Consider the following 21,337-nt stretch of genomic DNA (forward strand, 5'->3'; position numbering starts at 1 on the left):
CTCAACCTCCCGACTGCGCGGCTTGCTTGATCGCTTCGCGAATGCGCACATAGGTGCCGCAGCGGCAGATGTTGCCCGACATCGCGTCGTCGATATCCGCATCGGTCGGCTTCGGCTTGCCGGCCAGCAAGGCAGCCGCCGACATGATCTGCCCGGACTGGCAGTAGCCGCATTGCGGCACCTCATGCGCGAGCCATGCGTCCTGGATCTTCCTGCCGGCCGGCGTGCCGCCGACCGCCTCGATGGTCGTGATCTTGGAGTCGCCGATGCTGTCGATCGTCGTGATGCAGGAGCGCACCGCGGCGTCATCGAGATGCACCGTGCAGGCACCGCACAGCGCCATGCCGCAGCCGAACTTGGTGCCGGTCATGCCGAGCACGTCGCGCAGCACCCACAGCAGCGGCGTGTCGCCGTCGGCATCGACCTGATGACTGGTCCCGTTGATCGTGATCTGGAAAGGCATCCTGACACTCCTGTCCTGGTTCGAGCCCTCGCGCGGGATCGCGTCCCTTCGGGGCGAATTCGGCGGTATTTCGAAGCAGTCGAATGCATTATCGCGCCGATTGCTCACTCATGGTAATAAATAAAGATCTTACGCCTCATAAGCGGCGCTTTGGTCCACAGTGAAATAACCATTAGTTTATAATCATGGATCGACTGACCAGCATGTCCGTGTTCACCCGCGTCGCGGATCTCGGCTCCTTCACCGCGGCTGCCAAGGAATTGCGGATGTCGCCGACCATGATCGGCAAGCATATCCGTTTTCTCGAGGACCGGCTCGGTTCGCAATTGATCAACCGGTCCACGCGACGACAGGGCCTCACCGAGCTCGGCCGCAGCTATCTCGATCATTGCAAGCAGCTGCTGGAGCAGGCCGAGGCCGGCGATGCGCTGGTCGAGGAGGCTCTGAGCGCGCCGCGCGGCAAGCTGCGCGTGGCGACCTCGGTCGCCTTCGGATCGTACAGTCTGGCGCCCGCGCTGGTCCGCTTCATGAAGCGATATCCGGAAGTGTCGGTCGACCTCATCCTCAGCGACAGGATGGTCGACCTGCTCGAGGAAGGGCTCGATGCCGCGATCCGCGTCGGCACGCTGACCGACTCCAGCATGATGTCGCGCTCGCTGTCGCCCTACACGGCCGTGGTGTGCGCCGCGCCCGGCTATCTCGCCGAACGCGGCACGCCGATCCATCCGGCTGACCTCGCCCACCATGAATGCCTGCGTTACCCCGGGTGGTCCGACGGGCAGCGATGGAGCTTCCTCGGGCCGCAAGGCGAAGTGCATGTCGATGTCACGAGCCGCCTGTTCATCAACAGCGCGTTCGGCATCCGCTACGCGGCGCTCGCCGGCGCCGGCATCGTGCTGATGCGCGACGAGCTGCTGGCCGACGACATCGCCGCGGGCCGGCTCCAGGTGCTGCTGCCGAACTACACGACACAGGCCCGCGCGCGCCAGATCCTGTGGCCGAAGCACCGCAAGATGACGCCAAAGCTGCGGGCACTGATCGACTTCATCGTGGAGACCTATGGCTAATCATGTCGCGAGAACGCGAAGCTGCGTCCTCGTCTTCAGCTGTCATCGCCCGGCTCGCCGCCTCCGCTGAAGCTTCGGCGAGCCCAAGACCGCAAGCCCGTCGAAGCCTTGGCGAAGACGGGACCGGGCGATCCAGTACGCCGCGGCCCCTCGGCTCAAGCACGACCTTTCGCGGGTGATGACACCGGCGGTGGTGGCCATGCAATCGAGAACCATCCTCGCTAACTCGCCAGACCCCTCTCACCGCATCAGCGCCTCGACCTCCTTGCGGAAGGCCTGGCGGGAGCCGTCGCGGGAGTAGAACATGTGGCCTCCGGGATAGACCACGAGCCGGGTGCGGCTCGGACCCGCGAAGGCGGGCAATTGATCGAGGATGATCTTCGAGGCGAAGTATGGCGTTGCGAGATCGAACAGGCCGTGGCCGATCAAGAGTTTCAGCTTCGGATCGAGCGCCAGCATCTGGCGCAGCTGCGTCACCGACTCCGCCGGATTGATGCCATGGCCGAACTCCCATGCCTTGTTCACGCTTTCGCTGAGCAGCTGATAGGAGCCGTCCGGCCGCCAGTTCAGTTTGCGCGTGGTGAGGTCGACCGCGGCGCTGGTCAGCGGCGCCATCAGGGGATCGCCGGAGGGGTCGTTGAAATGGAAGTAGCTCGAATCCGGATAGGGATCGAATCCCTCGACCGATGCGTCGTAGCGACCGGTCACCTTGCCGTTCTTGCGATCGAACTCGCGGCGGAATTCGCCGATGTCGAACCGGCCGGCGAGCCGGCGGCTCACCGCCTGATCGATCCCGGTCAAGCTTGCGACCTTGTCGGCGAGCCGCGTGGTGGCCTCGGTGTCGGCCTGCCCCTTGATGAGATCGAGCAGGAAATCGCCTTGCGCATAGCGTTCGACGTCGGCGAGATCCTCGCGCGTCACCGGTCCATTGGCCTGGCGTGCGACCGCCGTCATGGTCGGCAGGCTCGCGACATATTGCAGGATGCTCGATCCGGTGTATTCGCGGAAATCCAGCACCGGCGAGATCAACACCAGGCCGCGCGGGCCGACGCCCTGCTGCATTTGCAGATTGCGCACCACCTTGGGCCCGCGAATGCCGCCATAGCTCTCGCCGGTGACATATTTCGGCGAGGTCAGCCGGTCGTATTTCTCCAGCCAGCGGCGGATCACCAGCGCGACCGAATTGGCATCGCCATCGACGCTGAAGAAACGCTTGCGCGCCTCCTCGGACGTGGTGACGAAGCGGCTGTAGCCGGTGCCGACCGGATCGATGAAGACGAGATCGGTGAAATCGAGCCAGGTGTCGGCATTGGGTTGCAGATCGGGCGAGGCCGAGGACACCGCGCCATCGCCATCGAACGACAGCCGCCACGGTCCGACATTGCCGAATTGCAGCCAGGCCGACGCGGAGCCCGGACCGCCGTTGAACAGGAACGTCACCGGGCGGTTCGCCTTGTCGGCGCCGTCGAGCTGGTAGGAGGTGTAGGCGATGTCGGCGAGCGGTTCGCCCTTGTCGTCGAACACGCGGATCGAGCCCGCGGTCGCGCTGAAGGTCAGCGTACGACCAGGCAGCGCCACCGATTGCTTCGTGGTGGAATCCGGCGGCAGGCGGTGTTGCTCGGCGGTCGATGCGTTGGCCGGCGCGTTGGCGCCAGCCCCCGTCTCGCCGCGCCCGGCCCGCCCCTTCTGGCCGCCTGGGTTCTGGCTGCTCGGGTTCTGACCGCTTGGCATCTGCACACTCGGCGACGGCGATGGCTGCGGGGCCTCGTCCTCGGCCCTCACTGCGGTTGCGAGGCAGGCCACCAACAACGCCGCGGCGAGCCGTGTCGCAAAACTGTTAGCCATGCTGTTCACTCCCTGGGCCGGCGTTTACGCATTCCACCCTTAAACTGCGGTAGCTTGGCGACACCGGTATGGCATGTGGTTCGTTCCCGGACCATCTCGACAAGGTCGCCGAGGATGTATAGACGAGCGCGGCGTATTCCGGGCCAAACGAGTTCGTGAGCGATGGCTAGCCCCAAGCGGTATGACAAGATCGCCTTTGTCGCCAGTGCGAGCGCGGAAGCGCAGACCGCGCTGGTTGAGCTGACCGCGATATACGGCAACCATCTCCCGGCCGATGCCGATGTCGTGGTTGCGCTCGGCGGCGACGGCTTGATGCTGCAGACGCTGCACGCCAACATGCGCAGCAACAAGCCGATCTACGGCATGCATCGCGGCACCGTCGGCTTCCTGATGAACGAATATTCGACGCATGATCTGCGCACCCGGCTTGCCGCCGCGCGGGAGTCACTGATCAATCCGCTCCTGATGCGCGCCACCGACATCCACGGCGCCGTGCATCTGCATCACGCCATCAACGAGGTGGCGCTGTTCCGCCAGACCTACCAGGTCGCCAAGCTGCGCATCCTGATCGACGAGCACGAGCGGATGCCCGAGCTGATGGCCGACGGCATCCTGGTGGCGACGCCGGCCGGATCGACCGCCTACAATCTCTCGGCCCAGGGCCCGATCCTGCCGATCAATGCGGCGCTCCTGGCGATGACCCCGATCAGCGCGTTCCGGCCGCGGCGTTGGCGCGGCGCGCTGCTGCCGAATTCCGCCTTCGTGGTGATCGAGGTGATCGAGGGCGAGAAGCGCCCGGTCGCCGCGGTCGCCGACCATGACGAGGTGCGCGACGTCCGCCGGGTCGAGATCCTCTCCGACAAGACGATCGCGATGCGGATGCTGTTCGATCCCGGCCACTCGCTGGAAGAGCGCATCCTGCGCGAGCAGTTCGGCTACTGACGGCGCCGCGCGCCGCGCCTGCTCCCTTGCGGCAACCAATCATTAACCCCGGGCGGGATATGGTTAACGTCGGGGAATACCGCGTTTGGCCCGGTATGCCCCTTCGGGACCGGACCATGTATCGCATTGATTTCAACAAGCTGCGGTTCTTGATTTGCGACGACAATCCGCACATGCGCCGCATCCTGCGGACGCTCTTGCATTCGTTCGGCGCACGCGAAGTCTATGAGGCCGAGGACGGCGCCACCGCGCTCGAGATGTACACGCACTATGTGCCCGACATCGTCATCACCGACTGGTCGATGCCGATCTTCGACGGGCTCGAGCTCGCGCAGATGATCCGGCAGCCGGAATCCAAGGGCAATCCCTACGCGCCGATCATCATGCTGACCGGCCATTCCGAGAAGCGCCGCGTCACCGTGGCGCGCGATGCCGGCGTCACCGAATTCCTGGCCAAGCCGATCTCGGCCAAGGGCCTCTACCAGCGCATCATGAACGTGGTCGCCAATCCGCGCCCGTTCATCAAGACCAAGACCTATTTCGGCCCCGACCGCCGCCGCAACACCACCAACACTTACATTGGCCCCGAGCGCCGCGGCAGCGGCGAGGTCGAGGTGCTGCAACAGCCGTCGCTGCTCGAAAAGGCGCGCTCGTCTATTTAGGATATCGCCATGGCGAAAGACAAACCTGGGACGATCGAGGTCAAGAGCTTCGGCACGCACCACGTGATCACGCAGCCGAACCCGCTGCGCAAGATGCTGCTGCGCGTCCCCGAAAGCGATCTCGACGATCCCGTGGGCCGCGCCGAAAAGGCGCTCGCCGGGCTGTCGGGCGAGTTCAAGGAATGGATGACGATCGAGGCCGACCGCCTCTCCGCCGCCCATGCCACCGTGTTGCGCGAGGGCTTCAACGACAAGACCCGCGAGGAACTGTTCCGCGCCGCGCACGACATCAAGGGCGATGCCGCGACGTTCGGCTATCCCTCCGCTGCGGCGGCGGCCGAGAGCCTGTGCCGCATCATCGAGCACGCGCCGGATCTTTCCGCGGTGCCGTCTCAATTGATTGCCCATCACATCAACGCCGTGCAGGCGATCGTGCGCAACCGCACCAAGCTCGACACTGCTGTTGTCGCCGGCGTGCTGAGCAAGCAGCTCCGCGGCATCGCCGATGAATTCCTGACCCACGCCAACCGCGACCGGCCCGAGCATCTCGAGGCCATCCTCGCGCCGAGCATCGTGCCCGGCGAATAGCGCTGCTGCCGGCTGCCCGCGTTGCGGCAGCCTCTCAAACATCTATCATTTGCTGGAAACGCGGCCCTCTCAGGCCGCGATGAGATCGTCGTCGTAGGGCAGCACTGCGATCGCGTCTTCGGCGGCGAGCTCCTCGCAGAACATCCGCGCGTCCTCGCGGGCCGATTCCGTCGCGAAGCGGCGCAGCAGGATCAACAGCGGCTCGGCCGCCGAATGATCGGTCTCGCAATGGGTCAGCACGCGCTCGACCATGCGGCGATGCAGCCGCGCCGCGCCGTCGCCGCTGTCGACATAGCCGACCTCGTGGCTGGCCTCGAGTGCGACGCGGAACGCCGCGTAAGTGGATTCCGGCAGGCCGGCGCGGCGCAGCAGCGCCTGCAAGCCGTTGCCGCCGCGGTCGTTCAGCAGCGCGGAGACGCGGCCATAGGGCAGCCCGGACAGTTCGGCGAGCGCAGCTCCGAACAGATCGAGATTGCCGGAGAGCAGCGCGCGGAGGATCAGCCCGGCGGTGAGTTGACCGGTGGCGCGCAGATGCGTGATCAGATTCTGCATGTCGTCGCCGAAGGCGCGCGCGGCGATGTTCACCGTCGAGCGCTCCTTGGCCTCGCCGGCAATGCGGTCGGCGCGATCGGCGCCGAGCCAGTTTCGCGCCACGACGAATTGCGCCAGCGTATCGGAGAGCTTTGCGACCAGCGCCAGCCGCGTCGCGGACGGCAGGTCTTCCAGCGCCAGCATCGATTCCCTGATGGCCGCGAGATGGCCGTGGCGCTCGACGATGCGGTCCCAGGAGAACGGCGCCAGGCCCGCATGGGGATTCTCGATCAGCTCGAGCGCGGCCGCGGCCGAACCGACCTCGGCGATCGCCGCTGCAACCGAGGCCGGCAGATTGATCCGGCGCGCGATCGCGCATTGCATCTCGTCGGAGCCAGTCGCGACGATGTCGACCAGGTCGGCATCGATCAGGAGCGGCGAATGCTCCAGCACCGGCAGCGCGATCGCCGGCTGATCGGCCGACAGCGCCTGCACGATCGCGGCCGGCGCCTCCGTGCTGTGGGCGAACACCTCGGCCATCGCCTGGCGCACCAGCGGCGACGGGTCGTCGAGCAGCATCAGCAGCGCGCCTTCGGCCGCGATGCGGTCGTCCTCGGTGAGATCTGAAATGAGCCAGGCCCGGGCCAACGCCCGCGTCGCCTCTGCCCGCTCGCCTGCCGGAGCGGTCCTAATCCAACTAATGAACTGCCGAACGATCATGGTCCTGCCGGCTTACGCAACGAAACGGCATCGACATACGACGCCACTACAAGGAAAAATAAACCATGACGCTTAACAAAGGGTTCACCATAAACGTTTGGGATTATTGACGTTTCGTTAAGACGGCTCGCCCCTGCCTTCAATCAGCTCGGGCCAGGCGCCAAGCGCGGGACGCTTGCGCGATTTCGGAATAATGGAAGTTTGGTGCTGATTTGCCCGCCATGTCAAGTCGTCATTCGGCGGCCCTCGGCCTCCGCCGGCTCCTTTGCATGGGGTTGTTCCTCGGTATTTTGGAATCGGTTGATAGCGGGGCTGATCCGATCGGCTAGCTGTTGCTGTAGCTGCCGCTGGGATCGCTGAACAGATCGAGCCGCCCGGGCGCGCGGACCTTTGGCGTGGCCGACGCCGTCAGCGAGCCGGAATTGCCCCACAGTTCCTGCACCGCGGGCGAGATCGGCTCCGAGCGGTCGCCGACCTGGTAGAGCGAGCGGAAGGCCGGCGCCGACTGCGTCGATGCGGAAGTCGCGCCCGCACCGGTCGGCGTGACCGTTCGGGCACTCGGGAAGCTCGAGAGGAACGACGCGGTGTCGGTGGCCGGCGCCTGTGTCGGCGCCGCGCTTGCGATCGCGTAAGGGCTCATGGTGTCGCCGCCGCCCGCCGCGGCGTAGGCGGTGCGGGTGTCGGTCGAATTCGCCGCCGCGGCGTAGCGCGTCGTCAGCACCGAATAGACCTGGCTGACGCTGCGCGCGCTGCCCGACTTGTCGTAGAAGATCGACTGGTTCGCCGCCGCGGCCTTCGGGAACATCGTCGCCGCATTGGCGCTCGGGCTGTCCTCGGCGCTTGTGATCAGCTTGCCGGCACCGCCGACACCCATGAAATGCGCCATGTACAGCTCGGCATCGGTCGGACGACGGCCGAGCGTGCCCGTGAGCTTGAAGCTGTTGGATTGCGTCAGCACCGCCGCCATCGACGACGCCGCATCGGGATCATCGCGCAGCTTCATCACCGCGCTCCGTGCGGAGGGATCGCTGACCGAATAACTGCCGTCGGCATTCCTGGTGATGGCATCGGCATATTGGCCGTAACCGAGCTGGCTCCCGGCTTCCTTGACGGTGCCGAGCCAGGTCTGGTCGATGAACTGATAAAGCCCATGCGCCGACGAGGTGGTGGCGCCGGCCCGCGGATTGAAATTGGATTCCATCTTCGCGGTGGTGAGCAGGTATTCGAAGCTCGTGCCGGTGGTCGCGGCCGCCTGCTTGATCGAGCTCGCGACCTTCAGGCGCGACGGATCGACACCTGCCGAAGCCGTCGCAATGGAGAGGTCGACCGCCATCTGTCCGGGTGCCTTGCCGGGTGCCGGCAATCGGCACCCACATCCCGTTAACCTGCCGCAATTATGGTTAACGCGGCGTTAAGAACGGACAGGTCGGCGGCCGCCGCTATGTCCGATAGACCTGCGCGGGATCGAACAGCCGCTCGGCATCGACAAAGGACAGGCTGATCTCGCCGCCCTCGCCCTTCACCGCGCGATAGAAGCAGGAGCGTCGTCCGGTGTGGCAGGCGGCGCCGATCTGCTCGACCTTGATCCACACCGCGTCCTGATCGCAATCCATCCGGATCTCGACCACGCGCTGGGTCTGGCCCGAGCTTTCGCCCTTGCGCCACAGCGCATTGCGCGAACGGCTGAAGTACCAGCCTTCGCCGGTCGCGATGGTCTTGCGCAGGGCTTCGTCGTTCATGTGCGCGACCATCAGCACGTCGCCGGTCGCGGCATCGGTCGCGACGCAGGTCACGAGGCCTGCCGCGTCGAATTTGGGCTGGAACGCCAGCCCCTCTTCGCGGTCGTGATCGTGAGTCGATGCGGACACGGAGAACCTCGCTCAGGACAGTGCGAGGTTACCGGTTCGGTCCTCGCACCAGGGACAGGAAACGCTGCTGCTCCGCCGGATTGTCGCGGAACATGCCGGTGAAGCGGCTGGTGAAGGTCGACGCGCCATGCTTGGCGACGCCGCGCACCGACATGCAGGTATGCTCCGCCTCGATCAGCACCGCAACGCCGCGCGGCTTCAGCACCTCGTCGATCGCCGCGGCAATCTGCGCGGTGAGATGCTCCTGGGTCTGCAGACGACGCGCGAAGATGTCGGTCAGCCGCGCCAGCTTGGACAAGCCCACGACGCGCTCCACCGGCGTATAGGCGATATGCGCCTTGCCATAGAACGGCATCATGTGATGTTCGCATTGCGAGGTGAACTCGATGTCGCGCACCAGCACGAAATCGTCGTAGCCGGCGGTCTCGCCGAAGGTGCGGTTGAGCACCTCGGCCGGGCACTGATGGTAGCCCTGATAGAGCTCGTCATAGGCCTCGACGACGCGGCGGGGCGTGTCGAGCAGGCCCTCGCGGCCGGTGTTCTCGCCGATATAGGCGAGCAGCGTCTTGACGGCGTCCTCGGCTTCGGCCCGCGACGGGCGCGGCTGGTCGGCACGGACGGCGGCCGCCATGAATTCTGATGGGTCGAGCTCGCTCGACTTCACGTCCGCTGGCTTGTTGGGGCGAATCGGTTTGATCAAGGCGTCCATGTCTTCTCCGTTCGACCGGCCCTGGCATCTGCCGCAGGTCCGGATGTGTCACCGGGCAGACGGGGCGGATCATTGAACCCGCCGGGCGCCTGAGTCCCATTCTTGTCGTACCATCGTGGCGTATGTGGGCCGCGGTGGCCGCATGGCCGGGCTATGTTTCCGGCGCTGCCGTCCATATATAGGACGGTGAAACCCAGCCGCCAAGAGCGCCCGGCTCGCCCGGAACCAGGCTTCTGTCCACATGCTGAACGACATTTACAACAAGCGGATCATCGAGTTGGCCGGCAATATTCCACGCCTCGGACGGCTCGCCGACCCCGACGCCAGCGCCACCGCGCACTCGAAATTGTGCGGTTCGACCGTCAAGGTCGACCTCAAGATGGACGGTCCCGTGGTGACCGACTTCGCCCATGACGTGAAGGCCTGCGCGCTCGGCCAGGCCTCCTCCTCGATCATGGCGAGCCACGTGGTGGGCTCCACCGCCGACGAGTTGCGCGACTTGCGCGAGACCGTTCGCAAGATGCTGAAGGAAAATGGCCAGCCCCCGCAGGGCGGCAAATGGGCCGACATCGCGCTGCTCGAGCCGGTACGCGACTACAAGGCTCGTCATGCCTCGACGCTGTTGACCTTCGATGCCGTGGTCGACGCGATCGGCCAGATCGAGGCCAAGGCAAAGCAGCCGGCGTAAGTTACTGCGCCGGCTGAACCGGTGCCGGCGCTGCGGTGCCGCCGGTCCGCGCGACGGCCTCCGCGGTCTTGGTCGCCTTTGCGGTCTGCGGCAAGGCCTCACCCTCCATCGCGCTGCTCACGAAGCGATCGTTGTTCTTCGGCTTCGCTTCGGCAACGGGGGTTGCATTGTCCTGCCGCGGCAGCACGTCGGCAACCGCATCCGTGGTGACGAGATTGGTCAGCCGCAATTCGGCCGCCGACAATTCGTGCAGGTCTTCCCATGGCGGTACGCTGAGCGCGAGCGACAGCAGCTCGCCGGCTCCGCCCATGTCGAAGGTGTATTTGGCAAGGCGCCCGATATCGCGCTCGACGATCATCAGGTCCTGTGCGGTGTAGCTTGCGGCCTTGGCGTCGTCGGCGCGGTCGCCCATCCAGATCTGATGCACGCGGACATGGGCGGCCGGTGGCACGTAGCGGGTCTTGCCGGACAACAGCAGGAACACGCACATCGACTCGCAATAGGCATCCGGCAGCACGCTGGCGCGGTCGCCCTGCGCGGCCTGATTGACGACGCTGGTGCCGACGGTGGTCAGCGCACCGAGACCGCGGAAGCGGCGGCCGAGCGCGATCGCGTCGTTGACCGAGCCGCCGCTGGAGTCGAGCACGATGGTGGCGCCGTTGAGCTGGCGGCTGCGCGCGAACTCGTCGAAGTCCTTGGGGCTGTCGGCGGTGATGATACCGACCGCCGATACCCAGCCCCGGCAATTCGGCTGGCACGCGACCCAGCTGAACTTCATCGGCAGCTTGCGCTCTTCGAGGGTGGAGCTCGCCCGTGCGGAACTTCCCGCCGTCGTGACGGTGCCTGACACTGCGAAGCAAAGAGCTACGGCGCCGGTGAGCGCCCAACTGCGCAACGAGAGCGACTTAACGAGCCTCAATTTGGTTCCTTCCCCCAAGCCCTGGTGATGCGAGCGGTGGCAATGGCCCCATGGCACTGCGCCACGATTCCGTCATCGGCGCGTTATGGGAACGGTAGCGCTGCTGACCTGGACCGTCCATAGGCCCCTTGCTGCAGCGCCATTTGCGCTGTGCAATAATCACGAACTGTGGCGTAAATATCTGCAATTGAACAGTTCCTTCGCTTGGAACCCCCGCAAGATTACGTACATACTTGCGTATGCCGTCGACAGATCATTCAACTTCCCACCATCCGCGATGCATGGACTGTGCCACTAGCGCGCGCCGCTTGCCGCGCAATTTCGGCCGCGCCCTGATCTGGATTTACCGGCACACGCTGTCGCCGCTGGTCGGCTACAACTGCCGGCATCTGCCGACCTGCTCGGTCTATGCCGACGAGGCGATCGAGCGCTTCGGATTGTGGGGCGGCGGATGGATGACGCTGGCGCGGCTGCTGCGCTGCCAGCCCTGGGGCACGTCGGGGATCGATAACGTACCGACGGCCAAGCCACCGGGCGCGTACTGGTATCTGCCCTGGCGCTACGGCCGCTGGCGTGGCGTCAACGACGCCTGATCGATTGCTGCGGCGCTTCCAAGCGCAGCGCGCATTGCTGGTCCGGCGGAACTGTGGCGATACCTTGCACATTGTTGCTCTGCCCTCGTGGCCCCCTCGGGGTCCCCTTTGGGGAGGAAACAACAATGCGCTGGAAAATCAGCCACAATGGTCATGATCCTCGGCAGATCGATTTGCTGGCGGTGCTAGCCCTGCTCGTCGTGATCGTCGGTGCCTACGGCTACTTCACCCACAATTCGAGCAAGCCGAGCACGACTGCATTCATCGTGCCGAGCCAGAGCGTGAAGTGGTGAGGCACATGCTCACTCGGCCGCGGCAGTGCGCACCGCGCGCGGCCGTGTGATGACCACCACCACCAGGGCCGCCGCAACGAAGGCCGTGGCCACGTAGCCCGCCCCATACAGCCATTCGCGCGCGAACAGCAATCCGCCGATCGCAGATCCGATAGCCTGGCCGATATACAGCACCGAGGTATTGAGCGAGACCGATGCCGAGGCGAGCGACGGAGCGGCACCGACCAAGCGCACCTGCTGCATCGAATTGGTCGACGCGAACCCGAGCCCCCACACCGCAACCGAGGCCGCCATCAGTGCATAGGCGCCGGCGCTCAGCGCCCAGCCGGCGACGCCGGCGAGCAGCATCGCGGTGAACAGCACCGACGTCTTCCATGCGCCCCAGGAATCCACGATGCGGGTTGCGATCGCGATGCCGACGAAGCCGAAGATGCCGTAGAGCGCGAACACGATGCTGATGGCGTCCGCATTGGCGCCGGTCAGCTTGGCGAGCAGCGGCCCCATGAAGGTGAACACCACGAACTGGCCGGACATCTGCAACGTCGTCACCGACAGCAGCAGGATGACGGTCGGATTGCGGCCGAGCTCGGCCCAGGTCCGCAAGTCGACCGGCGCGCCATGCAACTTGCCGGGCAGCCGCCACCACAGCAGCAGCGAGCTCACGAGCCCGGTCAATGCGATCGCGCCATAGGTCGTGCGAAAGCCGTAACGGCTGGCGATGAAGGTGATCAACGGCAGCCCGATCGCAGCCGCAAGCGACCAGCCGAGGAAGATGTAGGCGATCGTGCTGCCGCGCTTCTCCACCGGCACGATCAGCGCCGCAGTGCCGGCCGCCTGCGGCGTGTAGAGCACGCCGACCGCGAGCATGACCAGGCGAATGATCAGGAGACTATTGTAATCAGGCGCGAAGGCCGATGCCGCATTGGTCAGCGTCAGCACCAAGAGTGTCGCCGTCAGCAACGCGCGCCGTTCGAGCCGGCTGGTCAGCCACGCGGTCACCGGCGAGCCCACGCACAGCACGATGGCGCCGAAGGTGATCAGAAGACCCGCGGTGTGGATCGTGACGCCGAGCCCGTCCGACAACTCCGCCAGCATGCCTGCCGGCGCCAGCACCGAGCAGCCGGTGACGATGTTGCCGAGCATCAATGCGGTGGGAGCGAAGCGTTTCACGCCGCGGTGTTAGCAGACTCCGAGATCAATGCAACTGCATCTAAATGCATGGCACGTGATCACTTGGCGCCTCTTGATCACTTGGCGCCTCTTGCGCCTATGGCGACGGCGACGCGACCGGCGCCGCATTGACGCTCGGCGACGCGACAACCGGCGGAAACGGGCCGGTAGGCTTCGGGCCGACCGCCGCCGGACACGACGCCAGCAGTTGCGTCCATCCTTGCTCCAGCCCGGTGGTGTCGATATCGAATTTCGCGAAGCTCGGCTTCGGGTCGGACTTGGTATCGGACTTAGCGTCCGACTTGCCGTCCGACTTGGCATCCGACACCAGCGTACTTTCGCCGACCTGCAGATGCGGGGCCGCCAGCATCGCCTTGACGGCGTCCGAGGATACCGGATCGCTCCACACCTCATATTTGCCAAACCGCGCCGGCACTCTGCCGAATGCCACGGTCTTGGCGGCGCCGGCCATCATCACCACCGTGCTCTTGCCCGCAGTGCCCTCGTCGAACTCGCGCACGAACATCAACCGCCCGCGATCCCCGTTCTCGCAGAACAGCCGCCACTCCATCATGCGGAATGCGCTGCCGTCGCCCTTCTTCTCCTGCGCGATCTTGCGGACATAGGGCCGCGCTTCCTTCTCCACCGCCCAGAGCGTTTCCGGCAGCGGCCGCGTATCGATGCCAAATCGATAGAGCTCCGGCCGCGTCAGCACGTGCAGGTTCTCGAACTTCACGCTCCGGATCAGTTCGCTGAGCTCATGACTGATTCCCATCGCGGCCAGGAACTGGTCGCGATCGCGATCGGCGCTCACCATCTCGCGGCGCCTGAAGTCCGCCACGACTTGCGCAGGCGGATGCCCGTGGACCACGAACATCAGCTTGGAATTGTGGACCCCGACCACCGAATCGGGCGCCACCTCGCGGTTGGTCGCACCCAGGAACAGATAGGCGCAGGCTGACACGCACATCGCGTTGCGCGTGGTGAGTTCGGCCTCGACCTCGCCCTTCGCAGCCTTGATCTTCAGGCAGGCGGCATCGACCTGCGTGCCCTTGGAACAGGCCGGCACGGTAGTCCGGCCGATCCGGGCGATCGCCTTGTGTGCGCGCAGAAACCGCGCGATCCCATAGGACTGCTCGACGTTTCCGCCCGGCGAATGCAGATAGATCGGAAGCTGCCTGTCCTTGATCGGAAAAAGGAAGCTGCGAATCCGCTGCGCGGCTTCCCGATCGATCTCGCCTTCGATCGCGATCCAGCGATCGCAACCGGCGCCGCAAGCATTCGGCGGTCCCTTGGCGAGATAGACGGTCAGCTTCTTCGCAAATCCGGCCTTCTCGACCGGGGTGTCTTCCGCCCGCAAGGTGCCCGGGATCAGAAGCAACGCCACGAAAAACAGGAGACGGGAAAACATGAACCTTGCGGATCGCGCGATGGCGGAAAATGGACGCCGGACGTTAGACGATGATCGGCAGCGTCGCAACGCTCGCCGGCCCCGGATGCAGGCGAGCCGCCTCGATTCCGCGCGGCCGGCGGCCCATTTTCTTGATATTGCCGGATTGCAGGCGTCAAATCCCCTGCTATACCGCTGCTTTCCGCTTACCTGCGCTCGTTCGCAGGAGTGAGCTACAGGAGACATCATGGCCGATACGCCACCCAAATCCGAATCCGGATTCCAATACAGCCTCTCTAACCTCAAGCCCGCAGAACCTGTGAACAAGATCGCCCTCACCTTCCCTGATGGAGCGAGGCGCGATTTCCCGAAAGGGACCACCGGCCTCGACATCGCCAAGGGCATTTCGCCCTCGCTCGCCAAGCGCACCGTCGCGATGGCGCTCGACGGCACGCTCGCCGACCTCAACGACCCGATCGAAGCCGACGCCAAAATCGAACTGATCGGCCGCGAAGACCCGCGCGCGTTGGAACTGATCCGGCACGATGCCGCGCATGTGCTGGCGGAGGCCGTGCAGTCGCTGTGGCCGGGCACCCAGGTCACGATCGGTCCGGTGATCGAGAACGGCTTCTACTACGACTTCTTCCGCAACGAGCCGTTCACTCCGGAAGATTTCGCCGCGATCGAGAAGCGGATGCGCGAGATCATCGCGCGCGACAAGCCCTTTACGAAAGAGGTTTGGGATCGCGAAAAAACAAAACAGGTGTTCCGCGACAAGGGCGAGGCCTTCAAGGTCGAGCTGGTCGACGCGATTCCCGGCAACGAGCCGATCAAGATCTACTTCCAGGGCGACTGGTTCGATCTCTGCCGCGGGCCGCACATGACCTCGACCGGCAAGGTCGGCAACGCCTTCAAGCTGATGAAGGTGGCCGGCGCCTACTGGCGCGGCGATTCCAACAATCCGATGCTGACCCGCATCTACGGCACGGCGTTCGCCAAGCAGGAAGACCTCGACGCCTATCTCAGGCAGATCGAGGAGGCCGAGAAGCGCGACCACCGCAAGCTCGGCCGCGAGCTCGACCTGTTCCACTTCCAGGAGGAAGGCCCCGGCGTGGTGTTCTGGCATCCGAAGGGCTGGACCATCTTCCAGCAGCTGATCGCCTATATGCGGCGCCGGCTGCTCGGCGACTACAACGAGGTCAACGCCCCGCAGATCCTCGACAAGGTGCTGTGGGAGACCTCGGGCCACTGGGACTGGTACCGCGAGAACATGTTCGCGGCGCAATCCGCCGGCGACGAGGCCGAGGACAAGCGCTGGTTTGCGCTGAAACCGATGAACTGCCCGGGCCATGTCCAGATCTTCAAGCACGGGCTGAAAAGCTACCGCGATCTGCCGCTGCGGCTCGCCGAGTTCGGCGTCGTGCATCGCTACGAGCCGTCGGGTGCGATGCACGGCCTGATGCGGGTGCGCGGCTTCACCCAGGACGACGCCCATGTGTTCTGCACCGAACAGCAGCTCGCCGAGGAGTGTCTCAAGATCAACGATCTGATCCTGTCGACCTACGCCGATTTCGGCTTCGATGGCGAGCTCACGGTCAAGCTCTCGACGCGTCCGGAGAAGCGGGTCGGCACCGACGAGATGTGGGATCACGCCGAGCGCGTGATGGCCACCGTGCTGTCGGAGATCAAGGCCAAGGGCAGCAACCGGATCCGGACCGAGATCAATCCCGGCGAAGGCGCGTTCTACGGGCCGAAGTTCGAATATGTGCTGCGCGACGCGATCGGCCGCGACTGGCAGTGCGGCACCACCCAGGTCGACTTCAACCTGCCGGAGCGGTTCGGCGCGTTCTACATCGATCACGACGGCTCGAAGAAGGCACCGGTCATGGTGCATCGCGCGATTTGCGGCTCGATGGAGCGCTTCATCGGCATCCTGATCGAGCACTATGCCGGCAACTTCCCGCTCTGGCTGGCGCCGACGCAGGTCGTGGTCACGACCATCACCTCCGAAGGCGACGAATACGCCAAAGTGGTGGCGGCGGCGGCGCGCCGCGCCGGCCTGCGGGTCGAGATCGACCTGCGCAACGAGAAGATCAACTACAAGGTCCGCGAGCATTCGCTGGCCAAGATCCCGGCCCTGCTCGTCGTCGGCAAGAAGGAAGCCGAGACCCATTCGGTCTCGGTCCGCCGCCTCGGCAGCGAGCGCCAGACCGTGATGCCGACCAGTGAGGCGATCGCCGCGCTGGTGGATGAAGCGACGCCGCCGGACGTGAAGCAGGCCCGATCCGCCGCCTGATCTTCATAATCGGTCTAAACTGGCTTTCGCAGGCTTGTTCGTGCCCCCATCTTGGGGGCACGACTCCCCTTGAAGGACATTTCCGTGCCCGATGCCATTGAACTCCTGAAGACACGCCGCTCGATGAAACCGCGCGAGATGACCGGCCCGGGCCCGTCCGCGGCCGAGCTCGAGACCATCCTGACGATCGGCGCGCGCGTGCCCGATCACGGCAAGCTCGCGCCCTGGCGCTTCATCGTGTTCGAGGGCGATGCCCGCGCACGCGCCGGCGACGTGATCGCAAGAGTCTTCGCCCGCAAGAACCCGGGCGCGCCGGCCTCCGATATCGAGGTCGAGAAAAAGCGCCTGACCGACGCGCCGCTGGTGATCGGCGTGGTCTCCTTCACCAAGCCGCACCCCAAGGTGCCGCCGTGGGAGCAGGAATTGTCGGCCGGTGCGAGCGCGATGAACATCGTCACCGCAGCCACCGCGCTCGGCTACGGCGCCTGCTGGCTGACCGGCTGGTTCGCCTTCGACCGCGACGTGCTCGACGGTCTCGGTCTCAAGCCGGACGAGAAGCTTGCCGGGCTGATCCACATCGGCCGGCCGACCAAGCCGAGCGAGGACCGCCCGCGCCCGGCGCTGTCGGATATCGTGACGCGGTTTTAGACTGGGCGCGACCTTGTAGCGGGACCCTCGTTCCCGGGTGTCGCCGCTCACCCGGGCTACGAAGCCGTCATCGCGCAGCTATGCCGCCTTCGACGCGCGCTCCGCAAATCGGGTCAACAAGGCCGCGATCTCGTGTCCGGGCCTCGCGGCGCTGAACAGAAATCCCTGCACCTCGTTGCAGCCTTCGGCGCGCAGCCAGTCGAGCTGATCCGTCGTCTCGACGCCTTCCGCGGTCGTGGTGATCTTGAGGCTGCGGCCGAGGCCGGAGATCGCGCGCACGATCGCGACGCAGTCGGAGCGCTGCGCCAGGTCCTTGACGAAGGAGCGGTCGATCTTGATCTTGTCGAACGGGAAGCTGCGCAGATAGCTCAGCGAGGAATAGCCGGTGCCGAAATCGTCCATCGAGATGCTGACGCCGAGCTCGCGCAGCTGATGCAGGATCGCGAGGTTGGCTTCGGTCTCGGCGAGAAACACCGATTCGGTGATCTCGAGCTCGAGCCGGCGCGCCGGCAGGCCGGAATGCGCCAGTGCCGAGATCACGGCCTGGACCAGATTGCGGCTGCGGAACTGGACCGGCGACAGGTTGACTGCGACCTTGACGTCGGCCGGCCACTTCATCGCCTCGGCGCAGGCCTCGCGCAGCACCCACTCGCCGAGGGTTACGATCAGGCCGATGTCTTCGGCAACCGGGATGAACTCCGCGGGCGAGACCATGCCCTTCTGCGGATGCCGCCAGCGCAGCAATGACTCGAAGCCCGAGATGCGGTCGGCCGCGATGTCCACCAGCGGCTGGTAGTGCAGCTCGAATTCGCCGTTGTTGAACGCCGCGCGCAGGTCGCGCTCCATGTCGCGGCGCTTCTGCGCTTGCTGATCCATCTCCGGTTCGAAGAAGTGGTGCACGCCGCCGCCCTCGGCCTTGGCGCGGTACAGTGCCATATCGGCATTGCGCATCAGTTCTTCCGAGCTCGTGCCGTCGCCCGGCGACAGTGCGATCCCGATGCTGGCGCCGACCACGACTTCGAGCCCGTCGATGCTGTAGGGTGCGCTCAGGGCATCGATCAGCCGTTCGGCGAAGGTGCTGGCCTCGTTCGGCGAAACGTCGGCGGCCAGCACGATCGCGAACTCGTCGCCGCCGAGCCGCGCCGCCACATTGTCGTCGCGAACCGCCTCACGCAGCCGCTCCGCCACCAGCTTGAGCAGCCGGTCGCCCATCGGATGCCCGAAGGAGTCGTTGACGTTCTTGAACAGGTCGAGGTCGATGCACATCACAGCGACGCGCTTGTTGCCGGAGCGGCCGCGCTCCAGCGCCTCGCCGAGGCGCTGCTGGTAGAAGTCGCGGTTCGGCAAATTGGTGAGGCCGTCATGGTGCGCCATATGCGCGATCCGCGCTTCGGCGGCGCGGCGCTCGGTGATGTCGACCACCGCGACCAGATAGCCGTCGCGCCCCTCGAACGCCACCTTGCGTCCGAAGGTCAGCACATGGATCTCGGTACCGTCGGCCCTGATGTGCCGCCAATCGCGGCTCGATTGATAGACGTCGCCGATTTCGCGCAGTGCGGCGCTGTGCACGCTCCACTCGTCCACCGGCCAGATCTCGCGCAGCGTCATGCCGAGAAATCTCTCCCGGCTGTAGCCATAGTGCTGGACGGCCGCGTCGTTGACGCTGAGGAATTCCATCGTGCCGGCGTCGAACACCCACATCGGCATCGGGTTGTTCTCGAACAGCAGGCGGAACGACACCTCGCGCTGCTTCAGCGCGGTGACGTCGGAGACCGTGAGCGACAGCATGTCGCCGAACGCCGTGACGCCGAGCCGCAGGCAGCGATCGCCGCTGTCGATCTCGAACTGCCCGCCGGGCCCGCTGCCGACAAATCCGCGCAGACGGTCCATCACCACAGGCGCCGCCAGCGGATTGCCGCCGGCGCTGAGCCTGCGCCACAGCAATTCGGTCGCCGGCTGCATCAGCAGCCTTGCGGCGCCCTGGTTGAGATGCACGACCTGAAAGTCGGCCGGCTCGCCCTGCGCGTCGCGGATCGCGGCGAGCGACAGCACGCCTTCGTCGGTGGCCGAGAAGATCGTATCGAGAAGATTGTACTGCGCATTGCGCTCGTTGACATAGACGCCGACCAGGATACCGCCCCAGCGCGACCGCGTCGGCAGCGCCAGCACGTCGAAGGTCCGCACCAGGCCATCGCGCACGCAATGCGCCGACGCGAGATAGGGCCGGCAGTTCGCGCGCGCGTTTGCGGCGGCTTCGCTCAGCGCGGTGGCGCAGTCCGGCGGCAGCGCGCTGAGCGGAATGTCCCAGCGTTCGTCGTTCAGCCAGGTCTGGACGTAGCGGCCGGTATGGGACGCGCACAGCACACCATCGACGTCGCGCAACAACACGATGTGATCCGCGAGCCGGCCGAGGCTGCCGAGCATCACGTCCTCATAGTGCGGCAGCTTCTCGCCGGGACGAACCGCGGCCTGCCACTTGCGTTGCAGCACCGGAACGTCGGCGAACATCTCTGAATTGAACTTGGCCGATGTCTTTGATTTGTTGTTGGCCATGACCATGGCGCGCCCCACGCAAACGTAGTCCCCGTGGCATCCAAGTCATGCCGCCGCTTAATGCCATGTAAAAAATAGTGAGGCCGCGCGTCATCGCGAGCGATTATGACGGCTCAACTTTGCGCGATGGTTAGTTGGCGTTAGAGACTATGACGGTTGCATGAAATGCAACCCGGCCGGACCTCAGCGCGCCACGACCTCGACTTCGCCGTCGACGCCGTTGACGACGTTGAACGGACGCTCGAACACCTTGCCCTCGTTCTTGGCGATCGCACGATACTCGCCTTCGGACAGCACGACGCGCGGGAACGCGCCGATCGATTCCTTGATTACGTCGCCGCCCGGCGTGATCACCGACCACGCGGTGTTGGCGAGCGCCTCGCCGCCCTTCTCGCTGACCAGCTTGAGCGTGATGACCGCGGCGCGATGGGTGACGGTGACGTCGGTCAGCTTGCCCGCCGCGACGCGGATGTCGGAGCGCACCACCGAGTTGGCATCGCCATAGTTGGAGACGATGTAGTAGGTGCCCTCCGGCAGCAGCGCGACGTCGCCGGCGGACACGTTGGGCACCAATGGGCCGCGGTCCGAGCCGTCGAACTGGCTGCCCTTGTAGATCGCGAACGAAATCTGGTTGGCCGGGATCTTGCTCGAGCCGACCCGGCCTTCGATCCGCAGGCCTCCGGCCGGCAGCACAAAGGACTCGCGATCGGTCTCCGACTTCAGGCTGACGGCGCGCACCGCGCTGACGAGGCCGAGCGCGACATGGACCACGTAGTTGCCGGGCGGCAGCACGAGGTTGGGCGTCGCCCCGCGCTCCTCGCGGATCAGCTTGTAGGTGCCGTTGTCGTCAGGCTTGTCGGCGAACACCCGCCAGACCAACCCGGCATTGATGACCGGCAGGTCCTTGCCGTACCGCGCCGTCAGCGCCAGCACCGCCTGGCCTGCGGTCGGGGATCCGGCCGGCGGGGTCACCGGCGGCACGGTCGCAATCGAGGGCTGGACGATGGTCGGCTGGCTCAGCGGACCGGGCAGAACCGGCCCCGAACCGGCCCCGGACGGCGGCGCCAGGTTGAGCGCCGGGCCGGTCGGTACCTCCGGCACCGAAGCCGGCGGGATCGGGGGCGGCCGGTCGCTGAAGAACTGCGCCGATACGGAAGCAGGGATCATGGCGAGCAAAAATGCCGCAAGCGCCAATAGCGGACGAAGCCGCATGCCCCGCCCGCATCCGCCGATGCCGTTGCCCCTCGAAGTCATCACCATGCTTTTCAACGAAAACGCGGCAAATTCAAGCCTTCGTCCGGGGAGCGTCCAAGGGTTTGTCACGGTCCTGCCGGCGCACGCCCTGGTTTGGAACCGCCCGATCAAGCCAATGTTAGCCTTGGGCCAGCCTTG

20 protein-coding genes are annotated in these 21,337 nt (G+C 65.5%); 9 read left to right on the forward strand and 11 right to left on the reverse strand.

Going from position 1 to position 21,337, the window contains the following annotated elements:
• Position 1: 1 nt before the first annotated feature.
• Entirely contained in the window at positions 2 to 463 is a 462-nt protein-coding gene (locus tag ACVMB0_RS30755; protein WP_456754080.1) for a (2Fe-2S)-binding protein, read from the reverse strand.
• Between the two features lie 203 nt (positions 464 to 666).
• Here ACVMB0_RS30755 and ACVMB0_RS30760 point away from each other — a divergent pair, with 203 nt between their 5' ends.
• The gene (locus tag ACVMB0_RS30760; protein ID WP_461348613.1) at positions 667 to 1,530 is read left to right on the forward strand and encodes a LysR substrate-binding domain-containing protein; all 864 of its coding nucleotides are present in this window, start codon (positions 667 to 669) and stop codon (positions 1,528 to 1,530) included.
• A 240-nt stretch (positions 1,531 to 1,770) separates the two neighbouring features.
• Here the strand turns inward: ACVMB0_RS30760 and ACVMB0_RS30765 are convergent, their stop codons facing one another.
• A complete protein-coding gene (locus ACVMB0_RS30765; RefSeq protein ID WP_461348614.1) occupies positions 1,771 to 3,375 on the reverse strand; it encodes a S10 family peptidase in 1,605 nt (534 codons plus the stop codon).
• 162 nt (positions 3,376 to 3,537) lie between these two features.
• Here ACVMB0_RS30765 and ACVMB0_RS30770 point away from each other — a divergent pair, with 162 nt between their 5' ends.
• The 3 genes from ACVMB0_RS30770 (at position 3,538) to ACVMB0_RS30780 (ending at position 5,567) form a co-directional block, all read left to right on the forward strand.
• The gene (locus tag ACVMB0_RS30770) at positions 3,538 to 4,317 is read left to right on the forward strand and encodes an NAD kinase (protein ID WP_461348615.1); all 780 of its coding nucleotides are present in this window, start codon (positions 3,538 to 3,540) and stop codon (positions 4,315 to 4,317) included.
• 116 nt (positions 4,318 to 4,433) lie between these two features.
• Positions 4,434 to 4,979 (forward strand): response regulator, encoded by a 546-nt coding sequence (locus ACVMB0_RS30775; RefSeq protein WP_279709728.1) that lies wholly within the window; start codon positions 4,434 to 4,436, stop codon positions 4,977 to 4,979.
• Positions 4,980 to 4,988: 9 nt separating this feature from the next.
• Positions 4,989 to 5,567, forward strand: a complete 579-nt coding sequence (locus ACVMB0_RS30780; protein WP_456754076.1) for an Hpt domain-containing protein — start codon at positions 4,989 to 4,991, stop codon at positions 5,565 to 5,567.
• 69 nt (positions 5,568 to 5,636) lie between these two features.
• On the opposite strand, the gene ACVMB0_RS30785 is transcribed toward ACVMB0_RS30780, so the two are convergent.
• The 4 genes from ACVMB0_RS30785 to folE form a co-directional block, all read right to left on the reverse strand.
• On the reverse strand, positions 5,637 to 6,818 hold the full coding sequence (locus tag ACVMB0_RS30785; protein ID WP_461348616.1) for a DUF2336 domain-containing protein: 1,182 nt from the start codon (positions 6,816 to 6,818) through the stop codon (positions 5,637 to 5,639).
• A gap of 325 nt (positions 6,819 to 7,143) precedes the next feature.
• Positions 7,144 to 8,151 (reverse strand): transglycosylase SLT domain-containing protein, encoded by a 1,008-nt coding sequence (locus ACVMB0_RS30790; RefSeq protein WP_461349740.1) that lies wholly within the window; start codon positions 8,149 to 8,151, stop codon positions 7,144 to 7,146.
• A gap of 106 nt (positions 8,152 to 8,257) precedes the next feature.
• Positions 8,258 to 8,686, reverse strand: coding sequence for a phosphoribosyl-AMP cyclohydrolase (hisI, locus tag ACVMB0_RS30795; RefSeq protein WP_461348617.1), 429 nt, complete (start codon positions 8,684 to 8,686; stop codon positions 8,258 to 8,260).
• A 28-nt stretch (positions 8,687 to 8,714) separates the two neighbouring features.
• On the reverse strand, positions 8,715 to 9,395 hold the full coding sequence (gene folE / locus ACVMB0_RS30800) for a GTP cyclohydrolase I FolE (RefSeq protein ID WP_461348618.1): 681 nt from the start codon (positions 9,393 to 9,395) through the stop codon (positions 8,715 to 8,717).
• A 241-nt stretch (positions 9,396 to 9,636) separates the two neighbouring features.
• Here folE and ACVMB0_RS30805 point away from each other — a divergent pair, with 241 nt between their 5' ends.
• The gene (locus ACVMB0_RS30805; RefSeq protein WP_212015155.1) at positions 9,637 to 10,083 is read left to right on the forward strand and encodes an iron-sulfur cluster assembly scaffold protein; all 447 of its coding nucleotides are present in this window, start codon (positions 9,637 to 9,639) and stop codon (positions 10,081 to 10,083) included.
• Between the two features lies 1 nt (position 10,084).
• Here ACVMB0_RS30805 and ACVMB0_RS30810 read toward each other — a convergent pair whose 3' ends face one another.
• Positions 10,085 to 11,002 (reverse strand): COG3904 family protein, encoded by a 918-nt coding sequence (locus ACVMB0_RS30810; RefSeq protein ID WP_461348619.1) that lies wholly within the window; start codon positions 11,000 to 11,002, stop codon positions 10,085 to 10,087.
• 281 nt (positions 11,003 to 11,283) lie between these two features.
• On the opposite strand from ACVMB0_RS30810, the gene yidD reads away from it, so the two are divergent.
• Complete coding sequence (gene yidD / locus ACVMB0_RS30815; RefSeq protein ID WP_461348620.1) at positions 11,284 to 11,595, forward strand: membrane protein insertion efficiency factor YidD; 312 nt, start codon at positions 11,284 to 11,286, stop codon at positions 11,593 to 11,595.
• 125 nt (positions 11,596 to 11,720) lie between these two features.
• A complete protein-coding gene (locus ACVMB0_RS30820; protein WP_212015161.1) occupies positions 11,721 to 11,888 on the forward strand; it encodes a hypothetical protein in 168 nt (55 codons plus the stop codon).
• A 9-nt stretch (positions 11,889 to 11,897) separates the two neighbouring features.
• Here ACVMB0_RS30820 and ACVMB0_RS30825 read toward each other — a convergent pair whose 3' ends face one another.
• Positions 11,898 to 13,031 (reverse strand): MFS transporter, encoded by a 1,134-nt coding sequence (locus ACVMB0_RS30825; RefSeq protein WP_461349741.1) that lies wholly within the window; start codon positions 13,029 to 13,031, stop codon positions 11,898 to 11,900.
• A gap of 124 nt (positions 13,032 to 13,155) precedes the next feature.
• Positions 13,156 to 14,469, reverse strand: coding sequence for a COG3904 family protein (locus tag ACVMB0_RS30830; RefSeq protein WP_461348621.1), 1,314 nt, complete (start codon positions 14,467 to 14,469; stop codon positions 13,156 to 13,158).
• 226 nt (positions 14,470 to 14,695) lie between these two features.
• Between ACVMB0_RS30830 and thrS the strand changes: the two genes are divergently transcribed.
• Positions 14,696 to 16,744, forward strand: a complete 2,049-nt coding sequence (gene thrS / locus ACVMB0_RS30835; protein WP_461348622.1) for a threonine--tRNA ligase — start codon at positions 14,696 to 14,698, stop codon at positions 16,742 to 16,744.
• Positions 16,745 to 16,828: 84 nt separating this feature from the next.
• Complete coding sequence (locus ACVMB0_RS30840; RefSeq protein ID WP_456754067.1) at positions 16,829 to 17,392, forward strand: nitroreductase family protein; 564 nt, start codon at positions 16,829 to 16,831, stop codon at positions 17,390 to 17,392.
• Between the two features lie 78 nt (positions 17,393 to 17,470).
• Here the strand turns inward: ACVMB0_RS30840 and ACVMB0_RS30845 are convergent, their stop codons facing one another.
• Together ACVMB0_RS30845 and ACVMB0_RS30850 are read right to left on the reverse strand one after the other, a co-directional pair.
• Complete coding sequence (locus tag ACVMB0_RS30845; RefSeq protein ID WP_461348623.1) at positions 17,471 to 19,951, reverse strand: putative bifunctional diguanylate cyclase/phosphodiesterase; 2,481 nt, start codon at positions 19,949 to 19,951, stop codon at positions 17,471 to 17,473.
• Positions 19,952 to 20,128: 177 nt separating this feature from the next.
• Positions 20,129 to 21,199, reverse strand: coding sequence for a hypothetical protein (locus tag ACVMB0_RS30850; RefSeq protein ID WP_456797915.1), 1,071 nt, complete (start codon positions 21,197 to 21,199; stop codon positions 20,129 to 20,131).
• Between the last annotated feature and the right edge of the window lie 138 nt (positions 21,200 to 21,337).

The sequence above is a fragment of the Bradyrhizobium sp. USDA 4451 genome (assembly GCF_054822585.1).

What these genes read in the sequence shown, in the direction of transcription:
- ACVMB0_RS30830 (WP_461348621.1), bottom strand. Translation starts at nt 14,469, where the DNA reads ATGTTTTCCCGTCTCCTGTTTTTCGTGGCGTTGCTTCTGATCCCGGGC.
- ACVMB0_RS30790 (WP_461349740.1), bottom strand. Translation starts at nt 8,151, where the DNA reads ATGGCGGTCGACCTCTCCATTGCGACGGCTTCGGCAGGTGTCGATCCG.
- ACVMB0_RS30775 (WP_279709728.1), top strand. Translation starts at nt 4,434, where the DNA reads ATGTATCGCATTGATTTCAACAAGCTGCGGTTCTTGATTTGCGACGAC.
- ACVMB0_RS30825 (WP_461349741.1), bottom strand. Translation starts at nt 13,031, where the DNA reads ATGCTCGGCAACATCGTCACCGGCTGCTCGGTGCTGGCGCCGGCAGGC.
- ACVMB0_RS30850 (WP_456797915.1), bottom strand. Translation starts at nt 21,199, where the DNA reads ATGACTTCGAGGGGCAACGGCATCGGCGGATGCGGGCGGGGCATGCGG.
- ACVMB0_RS30755 (WP_456754080.1), bottom strand. Translation starts at nt 463, where the DNA reads ATGCCTTTCCAGATCACGATCAACGGGACCAGTCATCAGGTCGATGCC.
- ACVMB0_RS30765 (WP_461348614.1), bottom strand. Translation starts at nt 3,375, where the DNA reads ATGGCTAACAGTTTTGCGACACGGCTCGCCGCGGCGTTGTTGGTGGCC.
- thrS (WP_461348622.1), top strand. Translation starts at nt 14,696, where the DNA reads ATGGCCGATACGCCACCCAAATCCGAATCCGGATTCCAATACAGCCTC.
- yidD (WP_461348620.1), top strand. Translation starts at nt 11,284, where the DNA reads ATGGACTGTGCCACTAGCGCGCGCCGCTTGCCGCGCAATTTCGGCCGC.
- ACVMB0_RS30760 (WP_461348613.1), top strand. Translation starts at nt 667, where the DNA reads ATGTCCGTGTTCACCCGCGTCGCGGATCTCGGCTCCTTCACCGCGGCT.
- folE (WP_461348618.1), bottom strand. Translation starts at nt 9,395, where the DNA reads ATGGACGCCTTGATCAAACCGATTCGCCCCAACAAGCCAGCGGACGTG.
- ACVMB0_RS30820 (WP_212015161.1), top strand. Translation starts at nt 11,721, where the DNA reads ATGCGCTGGAAAATCAGCCACAATGGTCATGATCCTCGGCAGATCGAT.
- ACVMB0_RS30805 (WP_212015155.1), top strand. Translation starts at nt 9,637, where the DNA reads ATGCTGAACGACATTTACAACAAGCGGATCATCGAGTTGGCCGGCAAT.
- ACVMB0_RS30845 (WP_461348623.1), bottom strand. Translation starts at nt 19,951, where the DNA reads ATGGTCATGGCCAACAACAAATCAAAGACATCGGCCAAGTTCAATTCA.
- ACVMB0_RS30780 (WP_456754076.1), top strand. Translation starts at nt 4,989, where the DNA reads ATGGCGAAAGACAAACCTGGGACGATCGAGGTCAAGAGCTTCGGCACG.
- ACVMB0_RS30785 (WP_461348616.1), bottom strand. Translation starts at nt 6,818, where the DNA reads ATGATCGTTCGGCAGTTCATTAGTTGGATTAGGACCGCTCCGGCAGGC.
- ACVMB0_RS30770 (WP_461348615.1), top strand. Translation starts at nt 3,538, where the DNA reads ATGGCTAGCCCCAAGCGGTATGACAAGATCGCCTTTGTCGCCAGTGCG.